This window comes from Lysinibacillus sp. BNK-21 (genome assembly GCF_048684915.1).
GTDB classification, from domain to species: Bacteria; Bacillota; Bacilli; order Bacillales_A; family Planococcaceae; genus Lysinibacillus; species Lysinibacillus capsici.
Genome location: NZ_JBLQTS010000001.1, coordinates 4,397,217 through 4,422,744, shown reverse-complemented (window position 1 = coordinate 4,422,744; position 25,528 = coordinate 4,397,217). Strand labels below are relative to the sequence as shown.

The 25,528-nt window shown below is 38.0% G+C and carries 24 protein-coding genes and 1 pseudogene; 16 read left to right on the top strand and 9 right to left on the bottom strand.

What is annotated here, in order from left to right:
- Window positions 1-17: 17 nt before the first annotated feature.
- Window positions 18-1,616, top strand: coding sequence for a malate synthase A (gene aceB / locus ACMGGO_RS22110; protein WP_420282334.1), 1,599 nt, complete (start codon window positions 18-20; stop codon window positions 1,614-1,616).
- 274 nt (window positions 1,617-1,890) lie between these two features.
- On the opposite strand, the pseudogene ACMGGO_RS22105 reads toward aceB, so the two are convergent.
- Window positions 1,891-2,554, bottom strand: a pseudogene (locus ACMGGO_RS22105) (O-methyltransferase).
- A gap of 129 nt (window positions 2,555-2,683) precedes the next feature.
- Between ACMGGO_RS22105 and ACMGGO_RS22100 the strand changes: the two are divergent.
- The 6 genes from ACMGGO_RS22100 to ACMGGO_RS22075 all read left to right on the top strand — a co-directional run bounded on the left by ACMGGO_RS22100 (window position 2,684) and on the right by ACMGGO_RS22075 (window position 7,743).
- Window positions 2,684-3,577, top strand: coding sequence for a LysR family transcriptional regulator (locus tag ACMGGO_RS22100; protein WP_054548490.1), 894 nt, complete (start codon window positions 2,684-2,686; stop codon window positions 3,575-3,577).
- Window positions 3,578-3,649: 72 nt separating this feature from the next.
- A complete protein-coding gene (locus ACMGGO_RS22095) occupies window positions 3,650-4,045 on the top strand; it encodes a GntR family transcriptional regulator (protein ID WP_048395924.1) in 396 nt (131 codons plus the stop codon).
- 4 nt (window positions 4,046-4,049) lie between these two features.
- Window positions 4,050-5,147, top strand: a complete 1,098-nt coding sequence (locus ACMGGO_RS22090) for a DUF1648 domain-containing protein (RefSeq protein WP_066038442.1) — start codon at window positions 4,050-4,052, stop codon at window positions 5,145-5,147.
- Window positions 5,148-5,220: 73 nt separating this feature from the next.
- On the top strand, window positions 5,221-5,892 hold the full coding sequence (locus tag ACMGGO_RS22085) for a response regulator transcription factor (RefSeq protein ID WP_048395929.1): 672 nt from the start codon (window positions 5,221-5,223) through the stop codon (window positions 5,890-5,892).
- Window positions 5,889-7,262, top strand: a complete 1,374-nt coding sequence (locus ACMGGO_RS22080) for a HAMP domain-containing sensor histidine kinase (protein WP_066038443.1) — start codon at window positions 5,889-5,891, stop codon at window positions 7,260-7,262. Before ACMGGO_RS22085 ends, ACMGGO_RS22080 begins: the two co-directional genes overlap by 4 nt.
- A gap of 73 nt (window positions 7,263-7,335) precedes the next feature.
- A complete protein-coding gene (locus tag ACMGGO_RS22075) occupies window positions 7,336-7,743 on the top strand; it encodes a hypothetical protein (protein ID WP_048395933.1) in 408 nt (135 codons plus the stop codon).
- A gap of 44 nt (window positions 7,744-7,787) precedes the next feature.
- Here ACMGGO_RS22075 and ACMGGO_RS22070 read toward each other — a convergent pair whose 3' ends face one another.
- A complete protein-coding gene (locus tag ACMGGO_RS22070) occupies window positions 7,788-9,704 on the bottom strand; it encodes an SEL1-like repeat protein (protein ID WP_066038444.1) in 1,917 nt (638 codons plus the stop codon).
- 238 nt (window positions 9,705-9,942) lie between these two features.
- Between ACMGGO_RS22070 and ACMGGO_RS22065 the strand changes: the two genes are divergently transcribed.
- The 4 genes from ACMGGO_RS22065 (at window position 9,943) to ACMGGO_RS22050 (ending at window position 13,786) form a co-directional block, all read left to right on the top strand.
- A complete protein-coding gene (locus ACMGGO_RS22065) occupies window positions 9,943-10,656 on the top strand; it encodes a glycosyltransferase family 2 protein (RefSeq protein ID WP_257962181.1) in 714 nt (237 codons plus the stop codon).
- 84 nt (window positions 10,657-10,740) lie between these two features.
- Entirely contained in the window at window positions 10,741-11,001 is a 261-nt protein-coding gene (locus tag ACMGGO_RS22060) for a metal-sensitive transcriptional regulator (RefSeq protein ID WP_004233098.1), read from the top strand.
- Between the two features lie 253 nt (window positions 11,002-11,254).
- Window positions 11,255-12,391 carry a transglutaminase domain-containing protein gene (locus ACMGGO_RS22055; protein ID WP_420282270.1) on the top strand — a complete coding sequence of 379 codons (1,137 nt, stop codon included), beginning with the start codon at window positions 11,255-11,257 and terminating at the stop codon, window positions 12,389-12,391.
- 99 nt (window positions 12,392-12,490) lie between these two features.
- Window positions 12,491-13,786, top strand: a complete 1,296-nt coding sequence (locus ACMGGO_RS22050; protein ID WP_054548559.1) for a transglutaminase domain-containing protein — start codon at window positions 12,491-12,493, stop codon at window positions 13,784-13,786.
- 21 nt (window positions 13,787-13,807) lie between these two features.
- On the opposite strand, the gene ACMGGO_RS22045 is transcribed toward ACMGGO_RS22050, so the two are convergent.
- The 7 genes from ACMGGO_RS22045 to ACMGGO_RS22015 all read right to left on the bottom strand — a co-directional run bounded on the left by ACMGGO_RS22045 (window position 13,808) and on the right by ACMGGO_RS22015 (window position 21,969).
- Window positions 13,808-14,755 (bottom strand): N-acetylglucosamine kinase, encoded by a 948-nt coding sequence (locus ACMGGO_RS22045; RefSeq protein ID WP_054548558.1) that lies wholly within the window; start codon window positions 14,753-14,755, stop codon window positions 13,808-13,810.
- A complete protein-coding gene (gene argH, locus ACMGGO_RS22040) occupies window positions 14,752-16,266 on the bottom strand; it encodes an argininosuccinate lyase (protein WP_054548557.1) in 1,515 nt (504 codons plus the stop codon). The genes ACMGGO_RS22045 and argH overlap by 4 nt, the downstream gene beginning before the upstream one ends.
- Window positions 16,267-16,293: 27 nt before the next feature.
- The gene (locus ACMGGO_RS22035; RefSeq protein ID WP_115673079.1) at window positions 16,294-18,000 is read right to left on the bottom strand and encodes an ABC transporter permease; all 1,707 of its coding nucleotides are present in this window, start codon (window positions 17,998-18,000) and stop codon (window positions 16,294-16,296) included.
- A 12-nt stretch (window positions 18,001-18,012) separates the two neighbouring features.
- A complete protein-coding gene (locus ACMGGO_RS22030) occupies window positions 18,013-19,083 on the bottom strand; it encodes an ABC transporter ATP-binding protein (protein WP_066038451.1) in 1,071 nt (356 codons plus the stop codon).
- Window positions 19,084-19,166: 83 nt separating this feature from the next.
- Window positions 19,167-20,273 carry an extracellular solute-binding protein gene (locus ACMGGO_RS22025; protein WP_112117038.1) on the bottom strand — a complete coding sequence of 369 codons (1,107 nt, stop codon included), beginning with the start codon at window positions 20,271-20,273 and terminating at the stop codon, window positions 19,167-19,169.
- A gap of 199 nt (window positions 20,274-20,472) precedes the next feature.
- Window positions 20,473-21,387 carry an EamA family transporter gene (locus ACMGGO_RS22020; protein ID WP_048395789.1) on the bottom strand — a complete coding sequence of 305 codons (915 nt, stop codon included), beginning with the start codon at window positions 21,385-21,387 and terminating at the stop codon, window positions 20,473-20,475.
- Window positions 21,388-21,405: 18 nt separating this feature from the next.
- The gene (locus ACMGGO_RS22015) at window positions 21,406-21,969 is read right to left on the bottom strand and encodes a GNAT family N-acetyltransferase (RefSeq protein ID WP_066038452.1); all 564 of its coding nucleotides are present in this window, start codon (window positions 21,967-21,969) and stop codon (window positions 21,406-21,408) included.
- Between the two features lie 156 nt (window positions 21,970-22,125).
- Between ACMGGO_RS22015 and ACMGGO_RS22010 the strand changes: the two genes are divergently transcribed.
- From ACMGGO_RS22010 to ACMGGO_RS21990, 5 genes are all read left to right on the top strand, one after another.
- Window positions 22,126-23,073: a carbohydrate kinase family protein gene (locus ACMGGO_RS22010; RefSeq protein ID WP_054548551.1), complete on the top strand. Its 948-nt coding sequence runs from the start codon at window positions 22,126-22,128 to the stop codon at window positions 23,071-23,073.
- Between the two features lie 21 nt (window positions 23,074-23,094).
- Entirely contained in the window at window positions 23,095-23,526 is a 432-nt protein-coding gene (locus ACMGGO_RS22005; protein ID WP_420282269.1) for a protein-tyrosine phosphatase family protein, read from the top strand.
- Between the two features lie 118 nt (window positions 23,527-23,644).
- Window positions 23,645-23,848: a PLDc N-terminal domain-containing protein gene (locus ACMGGO_RS22000; RefSeq protein WP_081010918.1), complete on the top strand. Its 204-nt coding sequence runs from the start codon at window positions 23,645-23,647 to the stop codon at window positions 23,846-23,848.
- Complete coding sequence (locus tag ACMGGO_RS21995; RefSeq protein ID WP_420282268.1) at window positions 23,845-24,729, top strand: ATP-binding cassette domain-containing protein; 885 nt, start codon at window positions 23,845-23,847, stop codon at window positions 24,727-24,729. The genes ACMGGO_RS22000 and ACMGGO_RS21995 overlap by 4 nt, the downstream gene beginning before the upstream one ends.
- On the top strand, window positions 24,726-25,508 hold the full coding sequence (locus tag ACMGGO_RS21990) for an ABC transporter permease (protein ID WP_066038454.1): 783 nt from the start codon (window positions 24,726-24,728) through the stop codon (window positions 25,506-25,508). Before ACMGGO_RS21995 ends, ACMGGO_RS21990 begins: the two co-directional genes overlap by 4 nt.
- Window positions 25,509-25,528 lie beyond the last annotated feature (20 nt).

Sequence of the window (25,528 nt, the reverse complement as noted above, 5' to 3'; positions counted from 1 at the left end):
AGGTGGGTAAACAGCTAATGGAACAAGCAACGACAGGTAAGCTTAAAATTGTTGGAGAACAAAATGAGCAAACTAATGAAATTTTGACACCTGAAGCTCTTGAATTAGTTCTTGCTCTGCACGAAAAATTTGATGCTCGTCGCAAGGAGCTGTTGGAGGCTCGACAAGAACGCCAAAAACGACTTGATGCGGGAGAGAAGCTGGATTTCCTACCAGAGACAAAGCATATTCGGGAAGGTGATTGGGTAATCGCACCACTTCCAAACGACTTACAAGATCGCCGTGTTGAAATTACAGGGCCAGTTGATCGGAAAATGGTTATTAATGCGTTAAATTCTGGAGCAAAAATGTTCATGGCATGCTTTGAAGATGCATCTTCTCCGACATGGGAAAATATGATTGGCGGTCAAATTAATATGCGTGATGCTATTAATAAGACGATTGAGTTTACACAAGAATCCAATGGTAAAACATATAAATTAAATGATGAGACAGCAGTGCTGTTAGTTCGTCCACGAGGTCTACACTTGCTTGAGAAGCATGTCCTGGTGGATGGAGAGCCGATTTCTGGCAGTTTCTTTGACTTCGGTTTATATCTATTCCACAATGCCAAAAACGCACTTGCACAAGGTACAGGGCCATATTTCTATCTACCAAAACTTGAAAGTCATTTAGAGGCTCGACTATGGAATGATGTCTTTGTGTTTGCTCAAGATTATATTGGTATTCCACAGGGGACAATAAAAGCTACTGTATTAATCGAAACGATTTTAGCTGCGTTTGAGATGGATGAAATTTTATATGAGCTACGTGAACATTCAGCTGGTTTGAATTGCGGTCGTTGGGATTATATTTTCAGCTATATTAAGCGTCTACGCAATCAAGCTGATGTTATTTTGCCAGACCGTGGGCAAGTAACGATGACAGTACCTTTTATGAAAGCCTATACATCTTTATGTATTCAAACATGTCACAAGCGAAATGCACCAGCAATGGGCGGAATGGCAGCTCAAATTCCAGTTAAAAATGACGATGAGGCCAATGCAGTGGCATTTGCAAAGGTGGCAGAAGATAAACGTCGTGAGGCAACAGAGGGGCATGACGGTACATGGGTAGCACATCCTGGTATGGTTGCAACAGCGATGGAGCAATTTGATGCAATTATGACAACTCCTAACCAAATTCATAAAAAGCGTGAGGATGTACAAGTATCTGCCGAAGATTTAGTAGCTGTACCAGAAGGAACAATAACAATTGAAGGTCTACGTATTAACTGTAGTGTTGGTGTACAATATATTGCTTCATGGCTTCGAGGTAACGGAGCTGCACCAATTAATAACTTGATGGAGGATGCTGCAACAGCAGAAATCTCTCGTACACAAGTATGGCAATGGATCCGTCATCCGAAAGGAATCTTAGATGATGGACGTGGTATTACACTAGCATTTGTTTTAGAAATATTGGAAGAAGAACTTGTGAAAATTAAAGAGGCTGTTGGGGAACAAGCTTATAACAGTGGTCGCTATGAAGAAGCTGCTGAACTGTTTAAATCCTTAATTGAACAAGATGAATTTGCGGAATTCTTGACACTTCCAGGGTATGAAAAATTAGCGTAAAATACAAGTCTACTATCCAACATATCAAACTTTCCTAATAACTATCTAAGGATTGCACTCGAGTACAATCCAGCCTATTCCACTAACATAACGTGACGGGGTCTGTTCCCCCGTTTAGAGAGATGAGCACGATTGAATTAAAAGGGGTCTATAAATAAAAGTTAAGAGATTTTAAGGGGTAAAGATGTCTTACTAGCTTAGATGGGGAGCAGTAAGGCATCTTTTATATAGTACATCCGCGTAACTACTTTTTTAGTTACGCGGTTTTTCTATGCTAATTTACTACGGCTAGTACAAAGCCGTCATACCCTTTGACACCCACTGTTTGTATAGCCGTTGCTTCAATTCTTGGGTTTGCTTTTACTAAATCTATAAATTCTTGTACGCCTCTAACACGTTCATCCTCACTATTTTCATTAGTTACCTCACCATTACGTACAACATTATCTGCAATGATAAGAGCGCCAGATTTTGCTAATTTTAAAGCCCACTTCAAGTAAGCGGGGTTATTAGGTTTATCAGCATCAATAAAGATAAAGTCAAATAATAGTCCAGCGTTTTTTAAGTTTGGTAATGTATCTAGGGCATTTCCTAATGACCTCAACCTTTGGTCCATACCCTGCATTCGCTATATTTTGCTTGGCAACTTTGGCGTACTCTTCATTAATTTCTAATGTCACAACTTTTCCTGCCTGAGGAAGAGCTTGGGCTAAACAAATACTGCTATAGCCTCCAAGTGTGCCGATCTCTAAAATATTTACCGCACTTTTCATTTTTGCGAGTAAATATAATAGTCTCCCTTGAGTAGGAGATACATCAATCTCTGGAATACCTGCAGCTTTATTAGCCTGTAGTGCAGTATTAAGATGTTCGTTTTCTGAAAGGAGCTTAGTCATGAAATAGTCATCTACGTATTGCCAAACATTTAATTCTGTCATTATACAGTCCTCATTTCATTATGCTTTAAAGTGCAAGCTTGCCAATCAAGTGTATGATAGAATGAATCATAATAAAAATATATTATTATTATTAATACATAACTAAAGATTATGAATTGAGGTTAAATCATGAATAGTCATGGCTTAAAATTGTTTTATCAAGTTGCGGTTACAGGCAGTTTTACAAAAGCTGCAGAAATGCTATGCATAAGTCAACCTGCAGTTTCAAGTCAAATCAAACGTTTTGAACATGAAATTGGAGTCCAGCTATTTCAACAACAGGGACGTGGTGTAGTACTTACTGAATTCGGTGTGACACTAGCAGAAAAAGCTCAAAATCTTATTGCTCTTGAGCAACATATTGAAACATTTATAGAAGATTATCGACTTGCAAGAACTGGGAATTTACACATTGTTGCAACTTTCTTACCTGCTAATTTTTTAATTCCTAAATGGGCGGCTACTTTCAAGGCTGCTAATGAACAGGCGAATTTAATGATTACAACAACCAACACAAAGGATGCCTTTGAACAGTTAATAAACTATAAAGCGGATATGGCTATTTACGGTGGGGGAATGTCTGAAAGACCTAAGGAAATAGAGTGGGAGGAATTATATGAGGATGAATTATGGTTTGTAGTATCGCCAAATCATCGCTATGCACATCAATCTATTACATTAGTTGAAATGTTTCAGGAGCCTTTTATTATGAGAGAAGTAGGTAGTTCGATGAGGGAGCATCTTTTCTCATTATGTCAAACATACCAAGTGAGACCACCAAATATCGCACTCCAATTTAATGGTATTCATGAAACCATTCGCTCAGTCATGGCGGGCTATGGTGCAAATTTTATTTCTTCTCTTGCGGTTAGAGAGTATGTAGAGAGTGGGCAATTGGCGAGAGTTTATGTGAAGGATATACATGCCATTAAACATAAAATTGCAATTTGTACAAGGAATAATGAGAAGCAGAATTTACTTGTGCAAAGGTTTATTGAAACCATAAAAAATTCCCCCATTTAAACATTTGAATCTCATGCAAGGTGGAGAGAAATTTGTTATATTAGTTGTATAACAAATGTGGAGCTGATAAACATGTTTATTCAAATAGAATTTCAATCAGACGTACCTATTTATGAGCAGGTAACACGTCAAATTATTGAAGGAATTGCTAGAGGAGAAATGAAGCCAGGTGATACTTTGCCGTCTGTGCGGAGTTTAGCTGCCGATTTAGGTGTTAATATGCATACTGTTAATAAGAGTTATCATGAATTAGAGGCGAAAGGGATTATTACCATTCGGCCAAAATCTGGAGCTATTATAAGTTCAGCAGAGGAGAGAGCTTTATCACCTGAGCAACTACGACAAATCGAAAAGAATTTAAAACCTGTTGTGGCAGAAGGAATGGTGCTCGGTGCAACAGCTGAACAAATTGAGCACATGATGAAAAAAGTATTTGCTGATTTGCAAATTCCAGCAGAGGGAGTGTAGCAAAATGCTACTTGGCGTTTTTATAACCATTTACATCATGACATTAGCTTTGCAAATAGTCGTTCCCTATATTGTAAGAGAGACTATCGTTTTTGGAGTCACAGTGCCTGATCAAATTATTAAGCATCCCATCTTAGCTCAGTTGAAAAAACAGTATGTGCGGTTCGTAGGGGGAACAGGGATAGTTTTTCTAATCATCTTGATTATAAGTTACAATCAATTTGCTCCTTCTGAAGCTATTCAAAGTATTGTTTTATTAAGCTGTTTGTTTAGTATGCTTACAGTAAGTATGGCGTTGTATTGGATAAATCATCAAAAGGTATCGAAGTTGAAAAAACAAGAGCAGTGGGGTGCAAATATTAAACAAGTACGGGCAGTGGATTTAACTGCAAGAAGTCGTGATGAAATGCTTCCTTGGTCTTTTTTTGCTGTACCATTAGGAATATCCGTATTTTTGATCATTTACACATACCTTCATTACGATCTCATGCCAAATGATATAGCAGTACATTGGGGGCCGAGTGGTGAAGCGGATGCATGGAGAAACAAGACCTATTTTACGGCTATTTCACTGCCACTGGTAATGCTAATGATGCAATGTATGATGTGGGGAATTACCGACTCCATTAAACGTTCTGCAATTAAATTAGCTGTAAATCGCAAAGAGGAATCGTTGGAGGATCAGCTAAAAACACGAAAATACATGAGTTGGCAAATACTACTGATAAGTTCTGCATTAACAGCTTTATTAACAATTTTACAATTAAGCAACATCTATCCTTCTATGACAGTAGGCTATAAGCTATTACCAGTATTTATTTTGTTCTTAGTTGTTTTGCTGGGTTCATTACTGATATATGTGGTGAAAAAGTATAAACATAAAGTACGCTATGAAGCAAATATAGATTCCCAGGTAATGGACGTGGATGAGGATCGTTATTGGAAGGGCGGCTTAATTTATATGAATCGACAAGACCCATCCGTTTTTGTGGAGAAACGCTTCGGGGTAGGATGGACCATGAACCTTGCCAATCCTAGAGGCTATATTGTGATTGGTTTACCTTTTCTCTTATTGCTGTTGATTTCTATATTTTCGTTATAAAATAATAGTAATTTGTGATGAAAAAATTCGTTCTATATGATCGGATTTTTTCTTATTAACTGGAGGTGGGCAGATGAAGATCCTTGTTGTCGATGATGACGTTCATATTTTACAGCTAGTCAATATTTATCTTACTAAGGAAGGCTACCAAGTGCTACTTGCTGAAAATGCAAAGCAGGCACTAGCCTTACTCGAAGGGAATCTGCCTGATTTAGCTGTTGTTGATGTGATGATGCCAGGAATGGATGGTTTTACACTAACAGAGTATTTAACTCAAGATTATGATATTCCTGTTTTATTATTAACAGCAAAAGGTGAGCTAGAGGATAAAGAACGTGGCTTTTTAGCAGGATCTGACGATTATGTTGTAAAGCCCTTTGAACCAAAGGAATTATTATTTCGTATAGCTGCAATTTTGAGGAGATTTGATAAAAAAAATCAAGTAACCATTCAAGTAGGTAAACTAGTAATTGACCGACGAAGCTTTGAGGTTGTAATAGGGGAAAATACACTTATATTACCTTTAAAGGAATTTGAATTACTGGCTTTGTTAGCATCACGCCCCCATCAAGTATTTACTCGCAGCTATATTATGGAACAAGTATGGGGCTATGACTATGATGGAGATGAGCAAACGTTAAATACGCATGTGAAGCGGATTCGTGAAAGATTAAACCGATATGACACGGCTGTTGAAATTACAACAGTAAGAGGTGTTGGCTATAAGCTAGAGGAAACAACATGAAAACGTTATATAGTAAATTTGTTGTAACAACAATGCTAGTAATGATTGGAAGCTTATGTATGGGCTTTTTGGTAACGAATACCTATTACCATCAAGTTGTAAAAGAAAAAAATGATGCGAAAAACGTTAGCATAGCACAGGATATTGTGCATTATATTGAGACAGACGAACCAGAAGATTTAAATAGCTATCTGACAACCTTGGGTGAAATCGGCTATCAAATATATGTGACAACTGGTGAGGAGGGGCATTTTTTTGGCGGTCCATATCGTGATAAAACATTGTCAACATCTGTTGTGGAGCATGTTTTAAATGGGGAAACCTATCATGGTATGCGAGATTTTCCTAAAGAAACCTTTGTAACAGGATTTTTTGCTAACGAACTGAATAATACAATTGGTGTGCCATTTACCTATGAAAGCAAGTCCTATGCACTATTCATAAGACCAGATATTCGTTTATTGTTTTCTGAGGTGCATACAATACTCGCAGGATTAATGTTGGTTATGACAGTACTGAGTCTTCTTGCCATGCTACTATTTGCTAAAGCATTAATTCGCCCCATTACGAAGTTAACAGCAGCCACTCAACAGCTAGCACATGAAAAATTTGATACAGTTCTAGATATTGATCGTGCAGATGAAATTGGTCAATTAGCATCAAGCTTTAATAGGATGACCGAGAGATTACAGGAAAATGATCGTACACGGAAGGAATTTATTAGTAATGTATCACATGATTTTCAGTCGCCTTTATTAAATATTCAAGGGTATGTAGATTTACTGAAAAATCCTTCCCTTACTGAACAGGAAAGACAGGAATATGCAGCAATCATAGAGCTAGAAACAAAACGCCTATCTACATTAACCAAACAGTTATTATTATTAACTTCCCTTGACCAATCGACAAGAATTGTAAAACGAGAGTCTTATCGTTTAGATGAACAGTTAAAGGAAACCGTACGAAAGTATCGTTGGCAAATGGAAGAGTCACAGCTTCAAATATCATATAAGCTTGAGCAAATTATTTTTGATGGCGATGCAGGGCTTTTACAAAATGTATGGGATAATTTACTGACAAATGCCATTAAATATAATGTAGAGGGTGGGCAAATACATCTACATTTACAAAAAAGATCTGCCTCACTTGAAATTCTTGTTGAGGACAGTGGGATAGGAATGACTGAGGATCAATTAGCAAAAGCATATGACCGTTTTTATCGCGCCGATGCGTCTAGAACCAAGCAAGGGACAGGGCTAGGCTTAGCGATTGTCAAACAAATTGTTGAGCTACATGGAGGGACCATACAGATGCAAAGTACGATGCATGCGGGCACAAAGGTTTATATCCATCTACCAATTTTGTCATAAGGAGTTCATATAAAGTTCATGTTCACACGATAAACTGCTACTTAGTTGAAACACAACTAGGGGGAGTTATCGTATGGAACAAAAGTGGAGCATACGTCTTATTCGATTAGCGGCAATCTTTGCTTTAATCGGCACATATTTAGGTTCACATATGTCGGGATCAGGTAGCTATGAATATAGACCGATACATGCACATATTTTACTGGTCGGCTGGCTTAGTATGTTTGCCTGGGGTATTTTTTATAGAGCCTTCAAAGTGAAATCACAAAAATTAGTAACCATTCATGGTTGGACAGCTATTGTGGGTGTTCTGGGCTTAACGTTAGGCATGTGGTTTTACAATATAAATCCATTTAATTTTGGTAGCACTTTTACATTAGTCTTCTTTATTGTAGGAGGAACTACACTATTAATTAGCTTTGCTTTATTTATTGTTGTAACATTTATGATTCAACAACAAAAGGATAATAGCAGTCTTTAATAAAACCTACCGTGTCATTCGTGATGCGGTAGGTTTTAAAATATTTATTTAATTTCTTCAAGTGACTTTTTCAGCCATCTTGTCGCCTCTTGATAGTCTTGTGCAACACCATGCCCTTTTTTGTATAGCATACCAAGCTGGAATTGGGCTTTTTGATGTCCTTGATTAGCAGATAGTCGATAAAGCTGGGCTGCCTTTGCAAAGTCCTTTGGTACGCCCTGTCCATGAATGTGCATTTGGGCTAATTGGTATTGTGCTTTCATATGTCCTTGTGACGCAGCCTGTTCAATCCATTTAGCTGCCTCTGTGTAATCCTGCTCTACCCCTTTACCTTTATCAAATATATTGCCTAGTTGATACTGCGCACCTGCATGGCCTTGAATGGCTGCTAGGCGATAACATCTGCGCGCCTCTTCAAGATTTAAGGCTACCCCTAATCCCTGTTCATATAGTAGACCTAATTGATATTCAGCTTGAATATGTGATTGATCAGTTGCTGCTCGCCACCATATCACGGCCTCCTTATAATTTATAGGAACACCATTTCCAGATGTCAGTAATAGGCCAAGCTCATACTGAGCATCTGCATAGCCTTTTTCTGCCGCAGACCTAAAATATGACATTGCTTTGGCTGGATCTTGAAGCTGATATACATATAGACGTCCTAGCTCGAAGCCAGCGCTGATATGGCCATTGTCAGCAGCTAGCAGTAGCCACTTTTCTGCTGACACAAGATTCTGTTCTTTTTCATACAGCAGGCCAAGACAGTATTGAGCATTTAAATGTCCTTTATGTGCCGCTAGCTTGAACCATTTTAAAGCTTCTATATGATCTTCTATCATTCCTTGCCCAGTATTATAGAGCATGGCCAGTTGAAACTCTGCGTTAACATGGTCCTGTAAAGCAGCCATATGAAACCATTTTGCCGCTTCTTCTTGGTTTTGGGGAATACCACGCCCTTTTAGATGCATATAGCCGAGATTGTATTGAGCACTTGCATCTCCAGTTAAGGCAGCCATTTTGAAGTAGGCAACGGCTTTATCATAGCTTTGCTCCACACCCGTGCCATTATGATAAAGGAAGCCTAGATTGTTTTGGGCACTTGTATTACCTTGATTGGCTGCTAAGGTATACCACTTGGCAGCTTCGTTAAAATTTTGAGATAGGCCTAAGCCTTGATTATAGAGTACCCCTAAATTGTATTGAGCGTCAGCATTCCCTAAATCAGCCGCTATTTGGTAATGACGTGCAGCCTCTAGATAATCCTGTATAACGCCTTGGCCTAGATGATAAAGTACACCGAGGCTATAGTGAGCATTTGCGTCATTTTGTGCGGCAGCTCGTTCATACCATATTTTTGCAAGCCTATAGTCTCTTTCTACCCCTCGACCATGATTGTAAAGAGCACCTAAGTTATATTGAGCACTTGCATCTCCGTTCTGGGCAGCTACTTCAAACCATTTGACAGCATGTTCGTAAGCCTCTCGTGACTGCTCATGCTGAAGTATATTTTTATCAAATATAGAAGGAAGTTCTGTGACATGAGAAGACAGGCGGTTCGACTTGAAACTACGATCATAGCGCTTCATAAACCATTCGACAATATCGCTAAGATAGTCTAAAACAATTTTAGCTGCTTTGGCTTCTACAATGTCATTACTAGTATGGCTTGTCATTTTATGAATTAGATTCATCAATAAATAAATCCGACGAGGATGAATTTGAGCCACAAAACTTCGATTATTTAATAGCATTCGAACATTTTTGAGTTTGGGTTCGGTATGCATTTCCAATCGGTAAATCTCATATAAAATTTCCTCTAATACAAGAAGTGACTTCTGTAAGGATTCTGCTGGGGTTGAAATGGCGAGCAAACTAGCATCCTGTAAATTTTTAGCTAATATTGTGAAGGACAGCTGTCTTAATTTTTGACATTGTTCTTCAAGATTTTCATAATGCATGACGAAAGTACTCACCTCTTTCAGTTAATTACCTCGGCGTCGTTGCAAGCAATTTCCTATTCCACCTTTTTACAAAGCGCCTCTTCATCTCTTTGTTCATATATCGGAGAAAAATCGATATTATTGATATGTTTTAATGGGATTCATCAGTTGAATTGTTGCTGTTACATGATACTATTTGATATAAGGGAGATTCGTAGCTACGGAGAACCTGTCAGCCTTTAGGTGGGGGATCGAAATGAAAAATATTGCAGCTATTATACCAGCATATAATCCACAACAATCACTCATTACCTATGTACATCAATTGTTAGCAACAACTATTACACAAATCATCATTGTCAATGATGGGAGTGATCAAAAATATAAAGATATTTTTGAAAACCTAGATAAAATTGAACGCTGCCAAGTACTACAGCATGATTGCAATATCGGTAAGGGTGGCGCACTTAAGACCGCCTTTGCATATATACGAGAACAACAATCGAGGTGCCATGGTATCCTTACAGTTGGGGCCCATGGGCAACATACTTTACAAGATGTGAAGCTTGTTTTAACGATGACAAAGGTGTTTTCTGAAGGGATTGTGCTAGGTGTACGTAACTTTCGTTCAACTGATAGTACATTTCTTTCTTACTGGGGAAATCGTGCAACAAGCTTATTTTTCGAGATACTGTATCATAAGAAATTAATGGATACACAAACAGGTTTACGTTATATTTCCATCAATGAGTTGCCTTGGTTAATGAAAGTAAAAGGTGAACGCTATGATTATGATACAAACATGTTAGTTGCTGCACTTAAAAGAAAGTGTCCAGTTTTCGAAGTTGAAATTGGGCAATTACGTATAAAGAAGAATTCAATAATTCAGTACGATGAAATAACAAACGCTGGTACCATTATTACGAGAATGCTCATAAATTATCTAAAGCCAAGGAATAGTAATGGCTAGGTTTAAATTTAAAATAATGAGCTAGGATAAAGAATAACGATCACTCATTAGAGCGTAGCGAGTATAAGAGAAGGAGCAATGTATATGGAATATTCAGATCAAGTGAAAAATCGTGTGAAACGGATGGAAGGACAGCTACGTGGCATTTTGAAAATGATGGAGGAGGAAAAAGACTGTAAGGCAGTCATTACGCAATTATCAGCAGTACGCTCTGCTGTAGACCGTACAGTTGGGGTTATTGTTAGTACAAACCTATTGGAATGTGTACAGAATGCTGAAGGGGATGGCGAAAAAATGAACGAAGCCATTCAGGAAGCAGTTAATTTAGTGGTGAAAAGTAGATAATTTTCTAAACTCCTGAACAATTACAGAATCTAAATCGAAATAAAACTCACTATTAATTAGGTGAGTTTTATTATTTTGCAAAAAAATAGTTATATTCGCTAATTATATTTTATTATTAGGTATTTTATATTATATAAAATTTAATATATTTTTAGTTAAAAGTCTTAGTTAGTGAACTTGTATGATAGCTTAGTAGGTACATTCTTTGCTATGCTAAATAGTGAAGAAAGAATCAAAGGGAAGGTGATGAGTGATGAAAAAATTATTGTTATGTGGTGCGGCTTTATTGATATTAAGTCCAACTGCAGTCTATGCAAAACAAACAGAAAATACCTCCCAAATTTATCCTATGGTTGCTAACTCAACAGTAGCAAATTGGGATCAATTAACAGAAGAACTTGCAAAGCAAATACAAAACTTTGAGACCGATATAAAAATTACGTATACAGGCAAAATAGGCGACCTCAAAAAAGAAATGATGGACGCACTTGAAAAAGCTAAGCAACAAGCCGTTTATGCAAGTGGACATATAGAAAGTACCATGGTTTCCGCAGATTCTCTAGGGAATGTAACGTATAAAATGAAGTACCTGACAAATCAAACTCAAGAAGTAGCTGTACAAAAAAAGATTAATCTAATATTGAAAAATATTATCAAACCTTCTATGACAGATTTCCAAAAAGTAAAAGCTATTAACGATTATATTGTATCCAATACTATGTACGGGACTAAAACTAAGGCAAGTCCACATAGTGCTTATGCTTTGTTTTTTGAAGGACAGGCTGTATGCCAGGGTTATGCATTGGCAGCACATGCTATGTTAGAGCAGTCTGGGATAGAGACAAAATATGTTGTAGGTTTTGTAAATGGGAATGAGGCACATGCTTGGAATTTAGTAAAGGTTGATGGGAAATGGTATCATTTGGATACAACATGGAACGATCCTTTGCCAAATCGCGTTGGTGCGGCGTCCTATGACTATTTTTTAGTGTCGGACAATCAAATTAGCAAAGATCACACTTGGATTAAAGGAAATTATCCTACTGCTACAAGCACTAAATACAGTTATATGCTTAATGTTCATTTCGCACATCAGTTAAATAATATTGTTTATTTTAGTAATACTGCAGATAACGATAAACTGTATAAGCTTGATATGACTAGTGGTAGCAAGTCAAAGGTATTAGATAAACGTGCGTTGTATATTACAGGGACTAATCAAAACCTATATTATAGTGATTACAGTAACGGTGGGTATTTGACAAAGCTAGATTTAAAAACGTTAAAAGCTGAGGTGCTAGTGAAGCAGCCAGTAACAAATTTAAAGGTTAGTGACAATTATTTAATGTATAATGTCCAGACAAAAGAACATAAACTTAAAATTAATTAAGTCAACAAACAAATATTAACAGGCACAAATGGACCCTTAAGTGAGTTCTTTGTGCTTTTTTTGTATATAATGTAAGGAAGACGGTTGGAGGTGAGGAGTTTGTGGAAGAAATTGGCTATAATTGCCATTATTATTATTTTTATTGATCCTATTTATACGGCTGGTAAGGCTGTTGTTCAGCAGGTGGTCGATTGGACAAATAATGATGAAATAGAAACTATGCTACTTTCAACAAAAGAGAAGATCGTAGATGTTACTGCAAGACTTTCAGATAATGCCTCAATTGAAACAGCCCTACCTATAGAAGATGTCCATGAAGCGGAGGTAGCCCCTACAGCTCCACCTATTCAGAAACCTGAAACAAAGTTAGTCGTGACAAATGCCAAGGAACTGGCTGATGCGATGTATGCGTACTATAATAGCTTTTCACCAAAGTTTGAAATTCAATATAAAGGAAATACACAGCGAATTGAACAAATTGTAGAAGAGGCCTATAACAATGCTATCAAACGCGATGACTATGTTTACGGCCATGTAAGTAAACATTCAATTCGATATGAATATGGGCGAAATAAAGCAACTATTTTTGGAGAACAGAGCTATTTAATGACGCCAGAGCAGGCGGCATATGTAGAGATGAATGTTCAAGAAATTATTGCTAAGATTAGTAAAAAATCTATGACGGATGTAGAAAAGGTACGAGCTGTCAATGACTATATTGTTGCCAATACTTCCTATACAGAACAAACGAATTCTAGCCCACACAGCGCTTATACCGTTCTTGCCGAGCACGGGGGAGTATGTCAGGGCTATGCTTTACTTGCCCACTCTATGCTTCAAAAATTGGGTATTGAAACAAAATATATCGTAGGCTATGTAGGTCAAGAGGGACATGCGTGGAATCTAGTCAAGCTGGATGGACAATGGTATCATCTCGATACGACATGGAATGATCCAGTACCAGATCGTAAGGGCGCAATACGCTACCAATACTTTTTAGTAGATGACCGTACAATGGCGAAGGATCACACGTGGATTGCTGAAGACTATCCAAAAGCAACAAGCACACTGTATAGTTATTATCATGATATAGACTTCCCAGCACAGGTTGGAGACCAATTGTTTTATAGTAATATTGCAGATGACAATAAGTTATATGTACTAGATATGAAAACTGGTAAAACGAAGCGTGTCACAAATTCACGGGCACAATATATCGTTTATTCGGATGGTTGGCTCTACTTTAGTAATTATTCCCGAGGGGCGTATTTAACAAAGATTCGTCCAGATGGTAGTGGAGAAGAGATACTAAATAGGGAGGATTCGAAGGATTTATTTATAAAGGATGGGTATCTCTATTTTACGACGAATGAATTGAAGAGACTGGCACTTTAAAAGCAAGGAAAGGGCAATGACTTATAAACAGTCATATGCCCTTTTTGTTCGTTCAATTAAATAAGTAATAGGCTGATGCTGACAAAGGATAATGTCCACTTGAGGATACATGAAGGTTATTTCCTCTGTAAAGATCTTTAAAATGAGTGGATTATGTTTGATGGCACCACCATTACAATATAGAGTAAATGGTGTATTCTGATAGTTAATTTTTTTCAATACAGCGTTAGCTAGAATAGCTAGTTCGTGGGCAGCTTGTTGAGATATTTCGATGGCACAAGCATCTTCTTGCTCGACTGCCTTTGCCACAAAGGAACCCATCTTGGCCAGTTGTGCATTGGTATAGGAAGGGCGGAAGAGCCATTCAGCGAGCTCTGTAACATCTTGTATACCTAAAGATTGAAAGACGGCTTCCTTTAAGATTGTTGGTTTCCCACGACCATCCTCCATTTTAAATATAGCTCTTACGACTTCCTGCCCTAACCAATACCCACTTCCCTCATCGCCAGCCCGATGTCCCCAACCCCCTACACGTACAATTCGTTGCCCATCAAAGGCATAGGCAATAGCTCCTGTTCCAGCTATGAGTAGTGCACCTGCCTGTCCAGCAGTCACACCTAATAGTGTGGCCTCCGCATCATTTTCAATAATCAGTGTATCGATTTGTAGCTGTGTGGTCTGAAGAGCATTTTGAACAATGGCCACGACGATTGCATGATCCTTCGGAGAATCAATGCCAGCTAAAGCAAAGGTAGCTACAGCGATTTGAGAATTAGGATACTTTTGCAAAAATGTTTCAACATTTGCTAAAAGCTCTTGTAAAATTGCTGTAGCTGATTCAACACCAATGGCTTGATAATTAGAGCCTTTAGCGGATATAGAATATTCAATGTCACCAGATTCAGCATGAACAACTGCACATGCTGTTTTTGTCGCCCCACCATCAATAATTAATAACCATTGCTTCATTGATTCCATTCCTCTAGAAAGGCTGTTAGTTCTTTTTCTGCTTCAATAATGGAACTTTCCTTTAAGCGAATCCATTCATAAAAATCATGGGCATTCAGTTTGGAGCGTTCAAGGGCAGCTTTCATAGTGGCTGGAGCGGGTCCACCTAGTAATGTTCGTACACCAACAAAAGATTCTGGTTTTAATGTCTTATAGAAATCCTCTTCTGAAATAGTTAATTCCTTGCCCGTGATCAATTTCGATTGTGTATTTGCAAGTCCCCATGTAAGACTAGCTAATGATTCCTCTCCATGAGCAAGTAGAACCTTAATACATTTACTAACAATACTATGTGCTTGACGGAAGGAAATGCCCTCTGAACGGACTAATGTATCAGCGAGCTCAGTGACATTCGCAAAGCTATTTTCAGCGCGATTTTTTAACTTCTTCTTATTGACATCCATTGTAACAACAAGCGAACCAAACAACTTATAAATACCAATTAAGCGGTCAATGGCACGCCATAAATAAGGCTGCATATCATCCTCAGTGTCTACGATATCGCCAAAAGGTGTATTATGTACCATCTGTAATACTGTACTTGCATCTCCTACAACCGCAGATAGTAATGAGCGTGTATGTTCTATAGAAACAGGATTACGCTTTTGAGGCATAATAGAGCTTATTTGAACATATGGACTTGCGAGTGTAAACGCATTAAACTCCTGAGTAGCCCATAATAAAAAATCTTGAGAAGTACGGCCAAGATTGAGTGCTGCAAGCTGTACAATACTTGCAGCCTCAGCTATATAATCTGCTCCTGCAACCGCATCCCATGCATTTTCGATAATATCATCAAAGGCTAGTAGATCACGCATACGTTCTCTACTAATATTAAAGCCTGTCGTTGTTAAGGCAGCGGCTCCCATACTGCTACGATTGACGGTTTTATAGACATGCTGCATTCGTTCAAAATCACGCTCTAGCTGATCGATCACGGCCTTTAAATAATGGGCGAAGGTTGTAGGCTGGGCCTGCTGTGTATGTGTGTAGCCAATCATAATGGTATCGATATGTTCCTCTGCAGCAGCGATTAAATCATCACGTAATGTTAGTAACTCGCGCATTAATAGTAATAATTTTTTTCTTAATGTCATTCGATAGATGGCAATACCCATATCATTTCGGCTTCTGCCAATGTGAAGATTTCCAGCAACATCTCCAGCAAGCTCTATTAATTTATTTTCAATGCGGAAAAATAAATCCTCATATTGGGGACTGTAATCCTCTAAACGATAATAATTTAAGTCAATTTTTTTTAGAGCTATCCCAATTTGCTTTGCTTCATCTTTTTTTACAAGTCCTTGTTCTTCTAACATTTTTAAATGAGCAATATTGATTTGTAGCATAATTGTTAAAAAATTTTTCTTTGCCTCATCATAAGCTGGCTGTAAAACGATTTTTCGATAGATGTTAGAAGGGAATATCATCCCATCTTCCAGCTGTGTTTTATTGCGAAAATCTTCAAACATTGTCATGGCCCCCTAATAGATTGGCAGCTAAATGGCTGTACCAGCACTGCCTTTTGATAGTTTTTCAGAAATAATAAGGACAACTAAAATTAAACAAATTTGTAAGACACCATAAGCACAGGCGGTCCCAAATTTAAATGCATATAATTTTTGGAATATCGCTACAGACAATGGAATAGTGGATGTACTGTAAATTAGAATGGATGCAACAAATTCACCAAAGCTTTGCACGAGGGCTAAGAGTGTCCCTGCTAAAATCCCGGTGAATGTTAAAGGCACGACAATACGTCTAAATGTATACCACCAGTTGGCTCCTAAGCCACGTGATGCCTCTTCAATCGATTGATCTAGCTGTACAAGAGAGGCGGATGTTGATCGAAAAACAAGTGGTAAATGTCGAATAAAGTAGGCTAATGGCAAAATCCAAAATGTCCCGATCAATACTTGATTAAAACTAAAGATACTTTCTGTACTAAAAGCAGCAATTAAATTAACAGCAACAACTGTTCCTGGCAAAGCCCAAGGTACCATTATCAAAATATCGAGCAAGGTTTTCCCTTTAAAATTTAAGCGCACCATAGCATAAGCAGCCGCGACACCAAAGATGATATTGCCCAGTGTTGCAATGACACCCATTTGAATGGAGTTCCAAATAGGCCGCCATGTGCGCTCATCGGTAAAAAGGGCAATATAATGATCAATTGTATAGTCGGTCGGGAGAATTTGCGTTTTCCAAGCGCCATCCACAGAAAAAGAGATCAATATCAGCACTAAAATAGGCAGTATCAATATTAATGTGCCAACAAAAGAAGCAATTGTTGCTATAATTTTTACCTTTTTTGAGGATACCTCTGAACGATGAACACTAATTCCCTTACTTAGATTTTGATAATTTCTGCGATTTTGATACCAGCGCATAATGATTAAAAAAGTGATAGATACAAAAGATAATATCATCGACTGTGTTGCAGCCATCTCAAGATTCCCATTTGTACGTGATAAATAAATTTGCATCGTCATAGTACGCTCTACACCAAACATCAAAGGTGCAGTATAAGAAGCCATAGAAATCATAAACACCAATAAGGATGAGGCAACAATAGAAGGTGTGAGCATTGGTAAAATAACCTTTGTCCATACGCGAATACGCCCTGCACCCAGACTAGTAGCTGCCTCTTCAAGAGCAGGATCAAGCCCCTTAATGGCAGCAGAGGCAGTCAAATAGAAGTACGTATACATTGTGAATGTATGAACAACGATGACACCCCATATTCCCTTCAAGGCAAAAGGAACGTGATCCAAACCAAATAGATGCTGAAAAATTCGTGGGAAAATCCCGCTATCACCATATAAAAATGAAAAGGACAAAACACCTACTAGAGGAGGAAGTGCCATTGGAACCAAAACTAAAACAGACAATATCCGTCTCCCAGGGAAATTATAGCGTTCTAGTAAAAAGGCCATTGTTACCCCAACAAGTGCACAGCAAATAACACTGATGAATGAAATATAAATACTGGTCCACAAGGCCTCTAAATTTGCTGGACTAGCTATATCAAAAAATTTCTTATAGTGCAAGAATGCTTCATCGCCAGCAAAGCTTTGGATGAAAGTTTGATAGAAGGGGTAAACCACATAGGCGAATAACACTAAAAATAATGGCGATATTAAAACATAGACAAACCAATTAGCATGAAAAATTCGCGTCCACGTACTTTCAGACTGTTTCTCCATATTGGCTTCCTCCTATTCCCCTAAAAAGTATAGTGAATCTTGTGCCATATGGATTGTAATATCTTCACCGATCTTTTTGATTTGGTCATAAGAATTAATAAGCATTACTTTAAGTGAGAACGCAGTAAAATCTACAATGTAATTAACGCTAATGCCTGTGAATTCAACAAATGTAATTTTTCCTGTTAATGTGTTTTCACCAGTACCAAGTTGAATCGATTCTGGACGAATAGAAATAAATACTTTGTCTCCAATCATATGCGTTAAGGAGGGAGAGCTTTGTTGCTTTCGCCCAGTTAAATTATGTCCATTCACTGTTCGTACTTGTACATTTTCCCCATCAATAGCTTGGATTGAGCATTCAATTAAATTAGTTTCACCAATAAAATTTGCCACAAAACGATCCTTGGGTTGATGATAAATTTCCTGAGGAGTACCAATTTGTTTGATATAGCCATTTTCCATGACCATAATTCGATCCGACATAGACATGGCCTCCATTTGATCGTGAGTAACGTATATCGTTGTGACTCCAAGCTCAGATTGGATTCGTTTGATTTCAATACGTGTTTCCTCACGCAATTTTGCATCTAGATTGGATAGAGGTTCATCAAGCAATAAAATATCTGGCTCTATCACGAGTGCTCTAGCTAAAGCAACACGTTGCTGCTGTCCACCAGATAGCTCATTTATTTTTCTGTTGCCGTAAGCAGCAAGATGCACTTGGCCTCTAATTCGATCAACCTTGTGCTGAATCTCAGCTTTTGAAAATTTTCGAACTTGTAAACCAAATGCAATATTCTCATCAACTGTCATATGGGGGAAAAGGGCATAATTTTGAAATACCATGCCGATATTGCGCTTATTGGGCTGAAGTCGAGTGACATCTCGCTCATCAAAAAGAATTTTGCCTTTAGTAGGGTAATAAAAGCCTGCAAGCATCCTTAAAGTGGTTGTTTTGCCACAGCCGCTAGGACCGAGAAAGGTAAAAAATTCACCAGCTTTTATTTCAAGATTTAAGTCTTTCACGCCATACACTTGACCAAATTGCTTCGAGACATTTTCAATTCTGACACTTCTCAATCATTAGCTCCTCTCTAACAAAGAATCTAGATGATACAGGAAGGTAAAAATTCGCTGTATAAGCCGAATTTTTACCCGTTCTACTATTTACCGCGCCCTTTAATATTGTTATCCCAGTATTCCATCCATTCTGCTTCTTTGTCAGACATTAGCTGCCAATCAATATCAAATGTTTTTAAATCTAATTCCTGATACCATTCTGGCATGGAGGCTTTGTCGATATCAGAACGTGTAGGAATTTGATAGTAATCATTAGCTAATTGTGTTACCATCTCTTTTTCAAATAAAAACTCTACAAATAGTTTTGCATTTTCTAGGTTTTTCGCATTGTTTACAACTGCTACACCGTCTACTAAAATAGGTGCTCCACTTTTAGGATAAATATAATCAAAAGGATAATCTGTCGTATATTTTTTTAACAAAATATCTTGTAGATTCCATAGGGAGACACTGCCTTCTTGACGTGTTAGCTTTAAATACAAGGCATTAGGGTCTTGTGTGTACTCCTTTGTATTGGCATCTAATTGTAGTAACCATTCATAGCCTTTATCTGGTGAATCTGCATCTTGCCGTACAATCATGGAAGAATAAATCGTACGCATTGTGCCTGACGCCAGTACACCTCTGATTAAAATTTGATCCTTCCATTTAGGATCTAATAAGTCATCCCAGTCCTGTGGACCAGTTTCTTTTGTTAGTAAATCACTATTAATCATAATTACTTCTGGTAACAGCATCTCGCCGAACCATCGTCCTTCAACATCTTTGTGTGTGGTATCAATAGCGTCAATAAAGCTCGGCTGCCAAGCATGTAGTAAGTCTTCATTGGCGCCAACAATGAGCGCTGATTGGGTTCCGCCCCACCAAAAATCTGCTTGAGGATTGGCTTTCTCTCCACGAAGACGTTCTAAAATTTGTTGAGCACCCATCGTTAGAAATTCTACTTCAATGTCTGGATATTTTTCATTAAACTGATCGATCACATTTTGCACCATTTCTTCGTCACGTCCAGTGTAAATTACTAGCTTGCCTGAAGGCGACGTTGCTGCTACTTCTGTTTTTTTACCATCCGATGCCTCGTCATTATTTGCTGCATCATTTGTAGAATTTTGCTGATCTTTGCCATTACAAGCAGCTAAAACGAAAAGCATTAACATAAGGAAAAAACCAAGAATATAGGCTTTTTTCATCAACTTCCCCTTTCTTAAAGTAAGTTACTTGCATATTGCAGTATAATACCGAAGGGGGACATTAATGTTAGAATTATTAAAAAATTACATTTGCATTCATCATAACGAAGTGCATAATGGTAAGCAATGGCATTTCATTAAAGTTCAAAAAAACTCCTTAAAAAGGAATCATTCCATTTTTAAGGAGTTTTTTGTCGTTTTATGAATGTGCTTCTAATAAGCTATCCTTTTGTTGACGTTGTGCAACAATGGTTGGCAGCATCATACCAGCAATCACCAGTACAATCCCGATAATTTGTACAGCAGTTAAAGGTTCATGCAAAACAATAACGGAAACAGTAACAGCCACTGGTAATTCAATGGCACTTAAAATAGAAGCAAGCGCACCACCGATTTTAGGGATAGCAATTGAAAATAGATAAATCGGTAAAATGATACCGAAAAGACCTAATGCTAGTCCGTATTTCCACAGGCCTTGCATGAATAGTTTACCGTTCCAAATAACCTCGGGGCTTAGGAAAATACTGATCAAAATAAGGGCTACAGAGGAAACGATTAATACCCTTGATGTGGTAGTCACGCCCTCGACGGGTCGAGAATTAAATTGAATAAAACATGCAAAAGTAACGGCTGCTGTAAAACCGAATAGCCATCCTTGAATAGGAATGTCACTTAAATCTACATTTAATACACCTGCAGCTAGAATCGTTCCTATAAATAAGATAACGATTGAAATTACTTCAGGTCTACTTGGTAATCTTTTATGGAGGGCACAATCAATCAGTAGACCAATCCATGTAAATTGGAATAACATGACTACTGCAAGAGAAGCAGGAAGATACTTTAAAGATTCTCCGTACACGATACCTGTTGTCCCTGTAAAAATTCCCGCGCATATTAAAATAAGTAAGCCCTTCTTGGACGGTCTTGGTAATTTTCTGTCGGTAAAAATAAAGATGGATATTACGAGTAAAAAGCCAATAATATATTGGCTTGATACAGCCTCCGCTGATGTAAAGCCATGCTGCATAGCTACTTTGACAATAGTCGACAAGATCCCGTAACTACTAGATGCAATAACAATCAAAAGAGGGTAAATCAAATTGTTTTTCATATATTAGTTATTCACTTCCTAAAACTGTTTAACCATATGGTGAAAAGGCTCATCAATAATTGACCAAGGCTCCGTAATAACAAATCCTAGTCGTTCATAAAGACGGCGAGCTTCTTCTTTTTGGGTTTCAACATTTAATGATAATTTTGTATAGCCACGCTGCTTTGTCAGCTCTTCAGCAAATTGTAATAGCAATGTTCCGATTCCTTTACCACGTGCAGCTGGTGCAACACAAACTGTATCAATGTAAGCCTCATCTTCATGGGCTTCTTGGTCAATAACAATGGATGGCGCATTCTTTGCTTCAAGCCATTTAACAAGGTTAGCGTCCATGTGAACGGCTTGTTCGCCGTGATAATAAACGAGAATCCCCAAAATCTGTTCATTTTCAGTAGCGACAAAAGTATTTAAATAAGAATGTCGATTGTCTTCTTGGTGAAAAAGAACAGTCAGCTCTTGTATAACAGCCTCCGTTGATTGCTCACCAGTTAAGCGATTAGCAATATCGCCAATGGCGTCGATAATTAAAGGCACAACGGCATGGGCATCTTGTGGTTGCGCTTGTCGAATTGTAATACTCATTTTGATAATCCCTACCTTTCTATAGGCAAGTATAACAAAGATAGGGGATGACTCAAGTTATCCATCCTCTCATAAAGAAATGCCAAAAGTAAAAACCTTTATAGAATGACAATTTTCGTGTTAATCTATAATGACTAGACTTTCAGGAGGACTATCATGACAAAGCAAGAGAAGGATTTTATATTAGTCTATGGAGATGCTTTTATTGACTATATTGCTGATGATGTAACAAACACATCATTTACTAAATATATGGGTGGCGCAACGGTCAATGTTGCAGCGGGTATTAGCCGCATTGGTGCGCCTTCCGCATTAATTACAATTACGGGGGATGACGAGGGCTCGCAATTTGTGCGAGATGGGCTTGCCCAAGAGGGTGTGAAACTGGATTATGCCGTATTTGATCCAGCAAAACGAGTAAGTGGTGTATATGTGCATCTAACAGAAGCATGTGAGCGAATTTTTAAGGATTATGTTGATGAAACACCTGATTTACAAGTTGAACCATCACAGCTAAATGAAGCAGCTTTTAAGCATGCCTCTGCTTTAACGGTGTGTTCAGGCACAATGTTCCATCCAACAGCTCTTGCTACAACACGAGCAGCAGTAGAAATGGCTAAGGACAAGGGTGCGATTATTGCAATGGATGCAAATATTCGTCCTTTACGTTGGAGCAGTGAAGAAATTTGTCGAGATACGATTACATCATTTTTCGAGGATGTCGATATTTTAAAGGTGACGGATGATGAGCTATTCTTCCTGACAGAGACAAGTAGCTTAGAAGAAGGTATCGAGCAATTAAATAGCTATTTAGTGCCTATTATTTTAATTACCGTAGGAGAAAACGGGACTTATGCAGTCCTTAATGGTGAAGTTATCCATGTACCTACTGAGAAAGTAGTGCCTGTGGATACAACAGGTGCGGGAGATGCATTTATGGCAGGTGTCCTACGTGATGTCCATTACAATGGTTTACCTACAACAAAAGAAGAACTAGTGCGTTGTACAAGCTTTGGCAACAAATTAGGAGCTTTTGCCGCAACAAAAGCAGGTGCTTTAACGGCTCTACCATATTATGAGGATATTAAGCATTTACTAAAATAAAACATGTGAGGCGTGGAGAATATGGGGAAAGACTACGATGTTTTAGTAAAGGATCAACTGTTCTTTGGCGGTGCAAAAGATGCAGAGGCTGCATTTACACAAGAATCCGTTGATGTTGTGATAGATGTTCGTGTTCAAGGGCTATCCCCTCAAGACCAGGAGACAGTTTCTTATTCTTATAAACATATGCCTATAGCAGATGAAGATAGTGAGGTAGCATCATCCATCCAACAAGTCGCGCAAGAAGTTGCTATAGCCTTTGAGACAGGGCAGAAAGTATATGTCCACTGTGGAAGTGGTGGTGGACGTGCAGGTGTTGCAGCTACTGCTATATTAATGGAGTTGGGTATGGCTGATTCATTAGAAGCAGCACAGGCAGCTGTCAAAAAAGCTCGTCCAGTGGTGACGATACGCCCTAAAATGGAAGAAGCGCTGCAAAAACTTTATAAATAATTGAGAAGATGTACTAATTAAGGTACATCTTTTTTTATGATGTAAGAGATACTTTGTTCTATACATATTAGAACAAAGTTGTTATAGTTAATGTATAACAACTAATGAGGTGATCTGTATGATGGAGGAATTAGCAAAAGTTCCATGGGCAGTAATAGCACCGCTCATCATCGTTCAAATTATTTTGATGATTGTAGCACTTATTGATTTACGAAAAATTCATGCAACAAACGGCCCTAAAATTCTTTGGGTGTTTATTATTCTTTTTGCTAATCTATTTGGATCAATTGCGTACTTTATAGTGGGGAGAAAGCAGTCATGACAACTTTACTTCAAGTTATAGGTTTGACCAAGCAATTTGCAGAGCACAAAGTTGTAGATGCTATTCATTTTAACTTAGAGGAAAAAACTTCTACGGCTTTAATTGGTCCAAATGGAGCTGGCAAGACAACCACTTTATCTATGTTAACGGGGCTTTTAAGACCGACTGCTGGAAATGTAAAGATGCTAGGTAATGATTTACGTGCGAATATAGGTTTTTTACCCCAATATCCACAATTTCATCCTTGGTTAACTGCGTTAGAGTTTACAGAAATGGCTGCAAAATTGAATGGTGTAGCAGCCAAAAAGGCTAAATTAGAAGCACAAAAAACCTTAGAATTTGTAGGGTTAGGGGACGTCCAACATAAAAAAATAGCCTCTTTTTCAGGTGGAATGAAGCAGCGACTGGGTATTTCCCAAGCAATAGTGCATAAGCCTAAATTACTGCTATTAGACGAACCTGTTTCAGCTTTAGATCCAGTCGGCCGTAGAGAAGTACTTGATTTATTAAAAGGACTACAGCAAGAGACGACTATTTTATACTCAACGCATATTTTAAATGATGCTGAAGAAATGACAGATCAACTATTATTCTTGCAAAATGGAAAACTAGTAGAGCAGGGAACATTACGTGAAGTACGGCAACGTTTTGATGAGCAAAATTATGTCATTGAATTTGGCAGTGAAGAAGAGGCTAAGCTTTTTGCAAATTCCTCTAATCAAGTAATAGGTTGTAATGTGTATATTGAGATCGTGAATGAAGAGCCGACGATGAAAATGTTGCTTCAACGGTTAAGTGAATGTCCTTATACAATTAGAAAGGTAGAGCGACAGACAGCATCTTTGGAAGAAATTTTCATGAAGGTGGCGAAAAAGGCATGAGAGGATTCAATGTACTTCTGCAAAAGGAATTTAGAGAAGCATGGCGGAGTTGGAAGTTTCTATGGATTCCTCTAGTGTTTGCTCTGCTTGGAATGAGTGATCCACTAACAAACTATTATATGATGGATATTTTAAATGCTGTTGGAAATGTTCCAGAGGGCTTTGAAATGTTGATGCCAGAATTAATGCCACTGGATTTAATTCAAGCTTCTATCGGGCAATTTCAAACAATTGGCTTGTTGGTGATGATGGCTTCGTTTGTAGGAGCTGTCAGTAAGGAACGTGCTAATGGTATGGCAACATTACTATATGCTCGACCTATATCATTTGGCGCATATTTTTTGAGTAAATTTGTTGTTATGAGCACCATTTGTTTTGTTAGTATTTTAGCTGGGTTTGGTGCAAGTGTCTATTATACAACTATTCTATATGGAACGTTGGACGTGGGTGCACTGTTAGTAAGCTTTTCTACTTACTATATTTGGTTGCTATTTGTGATAGCTGTTACGTTAATGATGAGTGCCAGCTTTAAAACAGTTATTGCTACAACATGTGCATTTACAGTGATCTTTGTTGGGCAAATTATCGATATGATTATAGGAATCTTTTGGACAATATCACCGTGGAAACTAGCAAGCTACGGAATTGCAAAATTTCGAGGGACAATAGATATGTCAGATTACTGGTGGAGCTTAGTCATTACGCTAGCATTGACAATTATCTGCATCGGCATTGGTATCGTGATGATGAAAAGAAATGCGTCTATGACAAAAATCTGAAGAGAAAACGGTAAAAATGG